An 11,421-nucleotide genomic window follows, 5' to 3' on the forward strand; every position below is an offset into this window, starting at 1 on the left:
TGGGAAGCGTGGCTTTCGCGTCACTCATACCGCGCCTTCGAAAGGGTCAAAAGCCCTGCCCCGTGTCGCCACTGGCCTGCTGCGTGGCATCTCGGCTACAGCCCCGCGGCGTTCGGCGGCAGGAGCAGGCAGTGCGATGGACATGATCGGCGTCATCGGGGCGGGGCAGATGGGGGCGGGCATCGCCCAGGTCTCGGCGCAGGCCGGCTATCGCGTGCTGCTGGCGGACGTCGACCGCGCGCGTGCCGAAGCGGGACGCGCGGGGATCGGCAAGGCGCTCGACCGGCTGGTAGCAAAGGACAAGATCGCCGCAGCGGCGCGCGACGCGGCGCTCGCGCTGATCGAGCCGGTCGAGGGCCCCGCGGCGATGGCCGGGTGCGCGCTGGTGATCGAGGCGGCGACGGAGCGCGAGGAGATCAAGCGCCGCATCTTCGCCGAGGTCGGCGCCGTGCTCGGGCCGGACGCGGTGCTCGCCTCCAACACCTCGTCCATCCCGATCACGCGCCTGGCGCAGACCGCGCCCGATCCGGCGCGGTTCGTCGGCGTCCACTTCTTCAACCCGGTCCCCGTGATGGGGCTGATCGAGCTGATCCGCGGGCTGGCGACGTCGGACGCGACGGTGGCGGCGGTGGGGGCATACGCCGCGCGGCTCGGCAAGCGGGTGGTGCGCGCCAACGACGCGCCGGGCTTCATCGTCAACCGCGTGCTGATGCCGATGCTGAACGAGGCATGCTTCGCGCTCGGCGAGGGCGTGGCGACGATCGCGGACATCGACGCCGCCTGCCGTCTCGGGCTCAACCATCCGATGGGTCCGCTGACGCTGGCCGACTTCATCGGGCTCGACACGTGCCTGGAGATCACCCGCGTGCTGTTCGAGGGCACCGGCGATCCCAAGTTCCGCCCCGCGCCGCTGCTGGTCAAATATGTCGAGGCCGGCTGGTTCGGGCGCAAGACCGGCCGCGGCTTCTACGACTATGCGGGGCCGGAACCCGTCCCCACCCGCTAGCCGGCATAATGCGTCGCGGTGCCCGCGACGACGTACCAGGTGACGAACAGCCCGCCGATCAGCGCGCCCGGCAGGTAGCTGCCCGTCCGCCGCTCGGTATAGACGGCGAGCACGCCCAGCCCGGCGAGCAGCGGCACGAACTGGATCGCGACGATCGCGTTCAGCGCCTCGAACGCGAGCGGCAGGTGGCCTGTCGCGAACAGCGCCAGATACTGCCCGCCGGTCAGCAGCAGGAAGCCCGCCGCCAGCGCGCCGGCGGCGCTCAGGTAGCCGCCTGCCGCCGAGCGCGCGTGCCGCGCCAGCGCCGCCGCGCCGCGGAACGCGACCGCGACGAAGGCGAGGAACGGCAGCAGGTAGGCGAGGCAGGCGAGCGCCTGGCGGCCGTCCAGCGGGCGCAGCGCCACCACCCAGAAGCGCGCGTCGAGCGGGATCAGCGCGCCGACCGCGATCACGAGGTAGAGCACCGCCACCACCACGATCGCGAGCGGCAGCGCCAGCGCCCAGCGGGCCGGCGCCCACGCCGCCTGCTCGCCGCGCAGCAGCCGCCCGAACAGCAGCGCCAGCACCGTGTTGCCGACCGCCCAGACGACCAGCCAGTTGGTGATCGCCTGCGGGAACAGCGCCGAGGGCGGGATCGGCGGCGGTAGCACCAGCAGCGCGAGGTAGAAGGTCAGCGGCGGCACCAGCGTGGTGAGCCACCACAGGCCCCACCAGCGTCCGTCCCGGGCCGTCCGCCTATCGGTGACGGGCCGGCGCAGCGCGGCATAGCGCGGCAGCCCGAGCAGCAGGTCGAACAGGCCGAAGGTCAGCGCGGCGAGGCCGAGCAGCGCCCAACCGGTGCCGGCCTCCTTGCCCCACCAGATCTGGTCGCCCGGCGGGATCGGCCAGCCCCCGCGCAGCGTCCGCGCGAACCAGCCCACCGCGTCGCCTACCGCCGCCGTCGACAGGTGATCGCCCGGATGCGTGGCGACCGGCGTCAGCAGCAGCCGCGCCGTGCCGGCCGCGACATCGCCGTAGAGCCGGCCGGGCGCGACCGGCGCGGCGGTGCCGAACAGGGCGCGCAGCTTGGCGCTGTCGCCGACCAGCCGCGCGGCGGGCACGCCCCACATCAGCGGCGCGAACTCGTCATACCGGCTGTAGACGACCGCCAGGTTGCGGGGCCAGCCGGGCGTGCCCTCGCGTGCATAGGGCGCCCCCGTCGACGAGCCTTCCAGCACCATCGCGCGATACCAGTCGGGATGCGCGGCCGCGGCGGCGAGCACCGTCCAGCCGCCCATCGAATGCCCCTCCAGGCCGATGTTGGCGCGATCCACGAACGGCAGCGAGCGCAGGTAGGCCAGGCCGTCGGGGCCGCCGAAACCGTCTTTGGTCGCCGCGCCGCCGCTATAGCCGTGGCCGCGCTGGTCGAGCGCGAGGACGACATAGCCGCGCCGCGCGAACTCGATCGCGAACGGGCTCTGCGTCTCGCGGGTGTTGATATAGCCGTGCACCGCCAGGATGCCCGGCGCCGGCGTCTGCGCGGTCGCGGCGCGCGGCTGGTAGAGCAGCGCGCTCAGCGTCGTCCCGTCCGCGGCGCGGAACCGGATGTCGCTGACCGACACGTCGCCGCGCGTCTGCGTCCAGGCCGCCAGCCCCCAGCCGCCGACGATCAGCAGCAACGCCGCCAGCAGCCAGCGCGCGGCGTACAGCGGTCGCAGGCCTCCCATGTCCGACCCGGCCATCACCGCTCTCCCTCCCGTCTGCCCCAGCTTAGGCGGGCGATTAACCGGATGCTATAGCTTCGGCCTTAGCACCGGGTGGATGCGTGACGCACGATCGATCCGGATCAAAGCGGGCGGGCCCGCGCTGGCGGCGGCGGTCGCGCTCGGCATCGGCGGGCTGCTGACCGCCAGCGCCTGGCCGGGCATGGCCGCGATCGTCCTGCTGCTCGCGCTGGTCGGTCGGGCGCGGCCCGATGCGACGGACGCCGGCGGATCGGACGCGACGCCCGTCGGCACCCGCGAAGCGCTGCACCCGGTGAGCGGGCTGCAGACGCGCGAGCCGCTGCTGGCGCGGATGGCGGCGGACGGGTGCGGCACGCTGGGCGTCATCGTGTTCAAGGATTACGACCGGCTCTGCGCGTTCGACCCGGAAGCGGGCGACCGCGTGCTGCGCGCGCTGGCCGCGCGGGCGGCGGCGATGCTGCCGCCGACGCGCACGGTGGCGCATGTCGATCGCGGCCATCTGGCGATCTGGGCGGACGGCGCGACGCCGTCCACCGCGGCGGAGCGCGAGCTGCAGGCCGCCGTCTATGCGCTCGGCACCGCGGTAGTGGACGACGCGCGCGACATCCTGCCGGAGGTGGCGCTGCGCTGCCTGCGGTTCGACGGCGCGGCAGAGACGCCCGAAGTGGCGCTCGCGCGCACCATCGCCGCGTTCGCGGTCGCGGAGCTGGCCGCCGGTGCTGCGGCACCCGCGGACCAGGCGGATCTCGCCCGCGCGCGCTTCGTGCTGGAGCAGGACCTGCGCCAGGCGATCGCGCGCGGCGAACTGCAGCTCCTGTTCCAGCCGCTGGTCGACGCCGGCGAGGGCCGGGTGTGCGGCGCGGAAGCGCTGCTACGCTGGGAGCGGGCGAGCGGCGCGGTGTCGCCGTCGCGCTTCGTGCCGATCATGGAAGCCGCCGGGCTGGCCCGCGAGATCGGGCTGTGGGTGCTGAACGCCGCGCTCGCGGCCTCGGCCGACTGGGCGCGCCAGGGGCTGGCGGGGCTGACGGTCGCGGTGAACGTCTCGGGCCAGCAGATGGGCGACGCGGACCTGCCGGCAGTGGTCGGCCGCGTGCTCGCCCGCCATGGCCGACCGCCCGAGGCGCTGGAGATCGAATTGACCGAGAGCGTCGCGCTGGGCGATGCGGGGCAGGCGGCGCGGCTGGTCGAGGCGTTGCGCGCGCAGGGCGTGGCGGTCGCGATCGACGATTTCGGCACCGGCTTCTCGTCGCTCAGCACGATGCGCCGCCTCGCCTTCGACAAGATCAAGATCGACCGCGAATTCGTGACCGACGTGCATCTCCGGCCGGAGAGCCAGGCGATCTGCCAGAGCGTGATCGCGCTCGGTCGCGGGCTCGGCATCCGCGTCCTCGCCGAGGGCGTCGAGCAGCGCGCCGAGGTCGACTGGCTGCGACGGCACGGCTGCCGCTATTTCCAGGGCTATCATTTCGCCGCCCCGCTCGCGGGGCCGGCGTTCGTCCGCTTCGCCGGCGACCACGCCACGCTGGCCGAGCTGCTGCCCGGCGACGCGCCGGCGCTGCGCCACCAGATCGTGAAAAGGCTTTCCGCATGACCCCCCGTTGCCGTCGCGCGCTCGCGGCCTGCGCCTGCGTGCCCGCCATCCTCGTCGCCGCCTGCTCGCACGCGCCGGGCGCGCACCCCGCCGCGCCCAGCACCAAGGCGCCGCCGGCTGCCGCCGAGAGCGATGCGATCCTGGCGCTGCTTGACCAGGGGAATGTCGATGCCGCGCGCAAGCGGTTGAAGGCGGCGCTGAAGCGGGCGCCGGACGACCCGAAGCTGGCGGTGCTGCGCGATTCGCTCGACCGCGATCCCAAGGACCTGCTCGGTCCGCAGAGCTACCCCTATACCGTCCAGCCCGGCGAGACGATGACGGGCCTCGCGCAGCGCTTCCTGGGCAACCGGCTCAAGGCGTATCAGCTCGCCCGCTATAACGGGGTGGCCAAACCCGCGGCGCTTGCCGCCGGCCAGGTGATCCGCATCCCCGGCGAGCCGCCGCGCCGCATCGAGCCCGCGCCGGTGCGCACGGTGGAGCCCGCCGCGCCCAGGTCGGCGCCGCGGGTCCGCGCGGGCCAGGCCAGGCCGTCGTCGCCGAAGCCGGCCGCGGCCGCCACGGCTGCGGCCATCGCCGATCCGGCCGCCGCCCGGCAGGCGCGCGCCGCCGGGCTCGCCGCGCTCAACCAGGGCCGTGTCGGCCCGGCGGTGGGACTGCTGCGGCGCGCGGCGGCGCTCGATCGCGGCAATCCGCTGATCGCCCGCGATCTCGCCCGCGCCGAGCGCATCGCCGCAACCGTCCAGCATCATCGCTAAGGCTTCGCTTACCACTCCGACCGTAAGGGCTGCCGCCACGAAGCTGGGACGTTGATCCGCATGGACATGCTGGGCCGGTACAAGATCGAGCGGCGGCTGGGTGAAGGCGCGATGGCGGACGTCTACCGCGCGCTCGACACCGGCATCGGCCGCACGGTGGCGATCAAGGTGCTCAAGCCCGAGCTGGCGCGCGATCCGGAGCTGGGCCAGCGCTTCCTGCGCGAGGCGCGCGCCGCGGGCGGACTCAACCACCCCGGCATCGCCACCATCTACGACGTCGGCGAGGCGGGCGGCACGCCCTATATCGCGATGGAGCTGATCGAGGGCCAGCCGCTCGATGTCGCGCTGCAGGCGCACGGTCGCCTGCCGCACGAGCGCGTGCTGCTGCTCGCCGAGCAGCTGGCCGGCGCGCTCGCCTATGCGCATCGCGCGGGCGTCGTGCATCGCGACATCAAGCCCTCCAACATCCTGCTGTCGGCGGACGGGCAGACCGCCAAGCTGGTCGATTTCGGCGTCGCGCGCGTCGCCGAGCTGGAAGCCGAGCAGAACCTGGCGAAGACGCAGGCGGGCCAGATGATCGGCACCCCGCGCTACATGAGCCCCGAACAGGCGCTGGGCCTGCCGGTGGATGCGCGCTCCGACCTCTTCTCGCTGGGCGTCGTGCTGTACGAGATGGTGACGGGCAAGGTCGCCTTTCCCGGCATGGGGCTGGCGACGCTCGCCATCCAGATCGCGCAGGATCGGGTCGAGCCGGTCGGACGGACGGCGGCGGACTGCTCGCCGGGCCTCAGCTTCATCATCGACAAGCTGCTCGCCAAGAAGCCGGAGGCGCGCTTTCCCGACGGCGAGGCGCTGGTCCGCGCGCTGGAACGCGAGCGGCAGGCCGGCGCCGAACAGGCGCCCGCGCGGCGCGGGCTGCCGCTGCGCTTCAAGCTGCCGCTGGCACTGGCGGCGGTGACGGCGGCGACGCTGGCCGTCAGCGTGACGGCGGTGCTCGGGCGCCAGCAGCACACGCTGATGCAGATGGCGATCGTGTCGGGCAGCTCGATCGCGGGCTTCGTCACCCAGAACACGGCCGTGCTCGCCGCCGACAATGCGGGGCTGCCGGCCGCGCGGCAGGACTGGTCGGCGCTGCAGGCGTTCGTCGTCTCGGCGGCGCGCGACCCGGAGATCCGCGGCATCGTCGTCGCCGACACCGACGGCGTGATCCGTGCCGCCGACGCGCCCGGGCTGGTCGGCCGTCGTTATCGCGCGCCCCAGGGCGAGGCGGCGGTGACCGGCGGGGGTCGCGTCGCCGTATCCGCCGTGACCGACGACGGGCACGGCGCGGGACTGCGCTTCGTGCAGCCGATCCGGTATGCCGGCGCCACCTTCGGCACGGTCGATCTGGTGCTGCGCCGGCGGGCGCTCGACGCCGCGCTGGGGCAATCGCGCATGCTCCTCGCCGGGCTGGCGCTGGTCGTGACGGCGGCGGTGCTGGCGGTCGGATATCTCAGCGGCGCGCTGGTCGCGCGCCCCCTGAAGCGGCTGGGACGCGCGCTGGACGAGGCGGCGGCCGCGGATTTCGCGCTGCGGCTCTCGCACCACCGCCGCGACGAACTCGGCGCGGCGTTCGATGCCTTCAACCGCGCCGCCGCCGCGATCGAGCCGCGGCTGCAGGGCGGTCCGCGCGAGACCGCGGCGACGCTCGCCGCCACCCGCATCCTGCCCGCCGCCGACCGCCACGCGGCCTGAGGAACGCGCCCCCATGTACATGCTTCAATTGTTCGACGAGGCGGACGCGATCCAGCCGGTCGATGCCCGGCTGATCCGCGAAGGCGTGCTGCGCATCGGCCGCGACGCGAGCGCCGACTGGCCGATCGCGGATCCCGATTGCGCCCTGTCGCGCGCGCATTGCGAGGTGAGCGCGGACGCCGACGGCCTGTCGCTGACCGCGCTCGGCGCGAACGGCGTGTTCGACGACCTTTCCGGCGAGCGGCTGCCCGACGGCGCGCCGACGCCCCTGCCGCTGCCCAGCGCCTTCCGGCTCGGCCGCTTCCGCATCGTCGCTACCCATGCGCCGCACGGCGACGAGCCGATCGACGGCGCGCGCACGGTGGTGCTGCGGCCGCCGCTGGGCAGCTCGACCGAGGTGCCCAGCGACTGGGCGGACGGCGACGCCCCCCCGGCCGCGCCCGCCGGCGAGGGCTCGCTGCTCGACGCCTTCTGCCGCGGCGCGGGGCTCGACCCGTCGCAGCTGTCGGGCGAGGACGCGGCCGAGATCATGGCGCGGATCGGCGCGGTCTATCGCCAGATGGTGCTGGGCGTCGGCGACCTGATGGCGGAGCGCGACCGCGCGCGGGGACTGTATCAGCTGACCCGCACGACGATCGGCGGCGCGGACAACAACCCGTTCAAGTGGGCGCCGACGCAGCGCCTGGCGGTCGACCTGCTGCTGGCGGGCTCGGACAGCTTCCTGTCCGGCCCGGCGGCGCTGCGCGCGTCGTTCCGGGACATCAAGCAGCACCTGGTGGCGAGCTTCGCCGGGCTGAACGCCAGCCTGCGCGCGGCGGTGGCGAGCTTCGATCCCGCCGCGCTCGACAAGGCGGCGGAGGGACGCGGCTCGCTGCTCAAGGGGCGCGCCGCGGTGCAGATGGAGGAGGTGGCGCGCCGCCACGCCGATCTCGTGCAGCAGCTCGCCGACGGAACGGCCGGCTCGCTCGATCGCGCCTTCGTCGCCGCCTATGACGCGGCCGGGCGGGACGCGGCATGAGCGCGCTGCTCGCCCGCTGGCGGCGCGGCGCGGCCGGGGACGATGTCCCCGTGGTGTCCGCCGCCCGCACGCATGTCGGGCGGGTCCGCGCGATCAACGAGGATCGGGTGCTCGACCGTGCCGACCGCAGGCTGTGGGCGATCGCCGACGGCATGGGCGGGCATGGCGGCGGCGACGTCGCCGCGGACGCCGCGATCGCGGCGCTGGCAGCGATGGCCGATGCGGCCGCGCCGATCACCGCCGGGACGACCGCCGCCGCGCTCGCCACCGCGCACCGGCGCATCGCCGCCGGCGCGGGGCCGAGCGGGACGACGATCGTGGTCCTCCATCTGGCCGGCGCCAGCGCGACCGTCAGCTGGGCGGGGGACAGCCGCTGCTATCTCGTCCGCGACGGCGCGGTGCGCCAGCTGACGCGCGACCACAGCGTGGTGCAGGAGCTGATCGACGCCGGCATCCTCGCGCCCCGCGATGCCGCGCGCCACCCGAGCGCCCATGTCGTCACCCGCGCGCTCGGCGTCGAACCGCTCGCCGACCTCGAAGCGCTGAGTGTCGAGACCCGGCCGGGCGACCGGCTGCTGCTCTGCTCGGACGGCGCGTCGCGCTCGCTGGTCGACCGCGACCTCGCGGCGTGCGAGGCGGTACCCGCCTATGCCGACCGGCTGCTCACCGCCGCGCTCCAGCGCGACGGCACCGACAACATCAGCGTGATCGCCGTCGCGATCGGCCCCGAACCGACGGCCTGACATGGTCGCGCGACGCCCGCAGGACCGGATGGCCCGCCTCGACCGGCGACGCACCCGGCGGGTTCCCGTCGCCATGACCGCCGCGGTGTGCGGCACCGGCATCAGCAGGCGCCGGCTGCCGCTGACCGACATCTCGGCCGGGGGCTGCCGCCTCGCCACGCCGTTCGGCTGGCCCGCGGGATCGGTGGTCGTCATCACCCTCCCGACGCTCGCCCCGCGCGCCGCGCGCGTGCTGTGGCACACGGCGAGCGCGGTCGGGCTCGCCTTCGAGCAGGCGATCAACCCGCTGGTGATCGAAGGACCGCTCAGCCCGTTCTGGACGCGGGCTTAGCCTTCGCCTTCGGCCTCGCCGCCGGTTTCGCCTTGGCCGGCGCCTTGCCCTTGGCCCTGCCTTTGCCCTTGGCCGGCGCGACGGCGGCGCGGGCGTCGATCAGCTGCGCCGCCTCCTCCAGCGTCAGCGCCTGCGGCTCCCCCGTCTTGGGCAGCGTCGCATTCGTCGTGCCGTCGGTGACATAGGGGCCGTAGCGCCCCTCCATCAGCTTCAGCGCAGCGCCGGTGCGCGGGTGCTCGCCCAGCTCCTTGAGCGCCGTGCGCGCGGCCCCGCGCTGCGGCCGCCCGCCGCCCGCGGCCGCCTCCGCGAGCTTGACCACGGCGGCGTTCATGCCGGTCTCGAACACCTCGGCGGTGGCGGCGAGCCGCGCATATTTGCCGTCATGCATCAGATACGGGCCGTAACGGCCAATCGCGGCGGTGATCGGGTTGCCGGTCTCCGGGTGCACGCCGATCGTGCGCGGCAGCGACAGGAGCTTGAGCGCCAGCTCCAGCGTCAGCTCGCCCGCGTCCTTGGGGATCGACGCGCGCTTGGCATCCTTGCCCTCGCCGAGCTGGATGTAGGGCCCGAACCGGCCCGCCTTGCGCTCGACCGGCAGCCCCGTCTCGGGATCGTGACCGAGCTGCTCGGGCGTCGCTTCCACCGCCGCGTCGCCCGCCTGACCGAAGCGGCGGGTGTAGCGGCAGTCGGGGTAGTTGGAGCAGGCGACGAACGCGCCGAACCGGCCGCCGCGCAGCGCCAGCCGCCCGATCGCGCAGTTCGGGCACAGCCGCGGGTCGGCGCCGTCCGCGCGCTCGGGGAACAGGTAGGGCTCCAGGAAGGTGTCGAGCTCGGCGGTGATCGCCGACGGCTGCTGCTCCATCACCTCCGTGGTCTTGGGCTTGAAGTCGCGCCAGAAGGCGTCGAGCACCGCCTGCCACTTCGCCCGCCCGCCGGAGACGTCGTCCAGCTCCTCCTCCAGTTCGGCGGTATAGTCGTAGCCGACATAGCGCGGGAAGAAGCGCTCCAGGAACGCCGTCACCAGCCGCCCGCTCTCCTCCGCCCAGAAGCGGTTCTTGTCGATCCGGACATATTCGCGCTCCTTCAGCGTCTTGATGATCGAGGCGTAGGTGGACGGGCGGCCGATGCCGAGCTCCTCCATCCGCTTGACCAGCGAGGCTTCCGAAAAGCGCGGCGGCGGCTGCGTGAAATGCTGCTCGGCATCGACGGCCTTCTTCGCGGGCGCATCGCCCTCGCGCAGCCGGGGCAGGCGGCGCGCTTCCTCGTCCTGGCTGTCGTCCGACCCCTCCTCGTAGAGCGCGAGATAGCCGGGGAACAGCACCACCTGGCCGGTGGCGCGGAGCACGTGGCGGCCGGTTCCCTCGGCCAGCTCCACCGTGGTCCGCTCCATGCGCGCCGACGCCATCTGGCTCGCGAGCGCACGCTTCCAGACCAGATCATACAGCCGCGCATGGTCGCCCGAGCCGAGCTTGTCGCGGCCGAAATCGGTCGGCCGGATCGCCTCGTGCGCTTCCTGCGCGTTCTTGGCCTTGGCCTGATACTGGCGCGGCTTGTCGGGGACGTAGCTCGCGTCATAGCGGTTCGCGACCGCCAGCCGCGCGGCGCTGATCGCCGAATGATCCATCTGCACGCCGTCGGTGCGCATATAGGTGATCGCGCCGTCCTCGTAGAGCTGCTGCGCGATCCGCATCGTGTGATCGGCGGAGAAGCCGAGCTTGCGCGCCGCCTCCTGTTGCAGCGTCGAGGTGGTGAAGGGCGGCGGCGGGTTGCGCGTCGCGGGCTTGGTCTCGACCGACTGGACGGCGAAGCGCCCCGCCTCGACATCCGCCTTCGCGCGGCTCGCCATTCCCTCGTCGCCGATCGCGAGCCGGTCGAGCCGGTCGCCGTTCCAGGTGACGAGCCGCGCGGTGAACGGCGTCCCGTCCTGCTCCAGACTGGCGGTCACCGACCAGTATTCCTGCGCGCGGAACGCCTCGATCTCGCGCTCGCGCTCGACGATCAGGCGCAGCGCCACCGACTGGACGCGCCCCGCCGACTTCGCGCCGGGCAGCTTGCGCCACAGCACGGGGGAGAGCGTGAAGCCGACCAGGTAATCCAGCGCGCGCCGGGCGCGATAGGCGTCGATCAGGTCGTGATCGAGCTGGCGCGGCGCCTTCATCGCGTCCGTCACCGCCTGCTTGGTGATCGCGTTGAAGGTGACGCGCTCGACCTCCCTGGGCAGCGCCTTGCGGCCGCGCAACACCTCCTGCACATGCCAGGAGATCGCCTCCCCCTCACGGTCGGGGTCGGTGGCGAGGATCAGCCGGTCGGCCTTCTTCGCCTCGTCGGCGATCGCGCGGAGCTGCTTGGCCTTGTCGGCATAGTTCTCCCACTCCATCGCGAAGCCGTCGTCGGGGTTCACCGAGCCGTCCTTGGGCGGCAGGTCGCGGACATGGCCGTAGGAGGCCAGCACCCGGTAATCGGCGCCGAGATATTTCTCGATGGTCTTCGCCTTGGCGGGCGATTCGACGATGACGAGC

The 11,421-nt window shown here is 73.6% G+C and carries 9 protein-coding genes; 7 read left to right on the top strand and 2 right to left on the bottom strand.

All coding sequences use genetic code 11. The features are described 5' to 3' along the window. Positions 1–136 precede the first annotated feature (136 nt). Positions 137–1,006: a 3-hydroxyacyl-CoA dehydrogenase NAD-binding domain-containing protein gene (locus ACFE64_RS07925; RefSeq protein ID WP_375391918.1), complete on the top strand. Its 870-nt coding sequence runs from the start codon at positions 137–139 to the stop codon at positions 1,004–1,006. Here the strand turns inward: ACFE64_RS07925 and ACFE64_RS07930 are convergent. Then, the gene (locus ACFE64_RS07930; RefSeq protein WP_375391919.1) at positions 1,003–2,727 is read right to left on the bottom strand and encodes an alpha/beta fold hydrolase; all 1,725 of its coding nucleotides are present in this window, start codon (positions 2,725–2,727) and stop codon (positions 1,003–1,005) included. The two genes, ACFE64_RS07925 and ACFE64_RS07930, sit on opposite strands and share 4 nt — an antisense overlap. Before the next feature lie 79 nt (positions 2,728–2,806). Between ACFE64_RS07930 and ACFE64_RS07935 the strand changes: the two genes are divergently transcribed. Genes ACFE64_RS07935 through ACFE64_RS07960 form a run of 6 tightly spaced genes read left to right on the top strand, consistent with a single transcriptional unit; the run spans position 2,807 to position 8,902 of the window. Further along, complete coding sequence (locus ACFE64_RS07935) at positions 2,807–4,321, top strand: EAL domain-containing protein (protein ID WP_375391920.1); 1,515 nt, start codon at positions 2,807–2,809, stop codon at positions 4,319–4,321. After that, on the top strand, positions 4,318–5,076 hold the full coding sequence (locus tag ACFE64_RS07940) for a LysM peptidoglycan-binding domain-containing protein (RefSeq protein ID WP_375391921.1): 759 nt from the start codon (positions 4,318–4,320) through the stop codon (positions 5,074–5,076). The genes ACFE64_RS07935 and ACFE64_RS07940 overlap by 4 nt, the downstream gene beginning before the upstream one ends. A gap of 60 nt (positions 5,077–5,136) precedes the next feature. Then, entirely contained in the window at positions 5,137–6,810 is a 1,674-nt protein-coding gene (locus ACFE64_RS07945) for a protein kinase (RefSeq protein WP_375391922.1), read from the top strand. A 13-nt stretch (positions 6,811–6,823) separates the two neighbouring features. Then, the gene (locus tag ACFE64_RS07950) at positions 6,824–7,828 is read left to right on the top strand and encodes a type VI secretion system-associated FHA domain protein (protein WP_375391923.1); all 1,005 of its coding nucleotides are present in this window, start codon (positions 6,824–6,826) and stop codon (positions 7,826–7,828) included. Then, a complete protein-coding gene (locus ACFE64_RS07955) occupies positions 7,825–8,571 on the top strand; it encodes a PP2C family protein-serine/threonine phosphatase (RefSeq protein WP_375391924.1) in 747 nt (248 codons plus the stop codon). The genes ACFE64_RS07950 and ACFE64_RS07955 overlap by 4 nt, the downstream gene beginning before the upstream one ends. Before the next feature lie 28 nt (positions 8,572–8,599). Further along, the gene (locus ACFE64_RS07960; RefSeq protein WP_375391925.1) at positions 8,600–8,902 is read left to right on the top strand and encodes a PilZ domain-containing protein; all 303 of its coding nucleotides are present in this window, start codon (positions 8,600–8,602) and stop codon (positions 8,900–8,902) included. On the opposite strand, the gene topA is transcribed toward ACFE64_RS07960, so the two are convergent. Further along, a partial coding sequence (topA, locus tag ACFE64_RS07965) for a type I DNA topoisomerase (protein WP_375391926.1) occupies positions 8,877–11,421 on the bottom strand: 2,545 nt, incomplete at its 5' end. The genes ACFE64_RS07960 and topA overlap by 26 nt on opposite strands.

This window comes from uncultured Sphingomonas sp., from assembly GCF_964250165.1.
In the GTDB taxonomy this organism is placed as follows: Bacteria; Pseudomonadota; Alphaproteobacteria; order Sphingomonadales; family Sphingomonadaceae; genus Sphingomonas.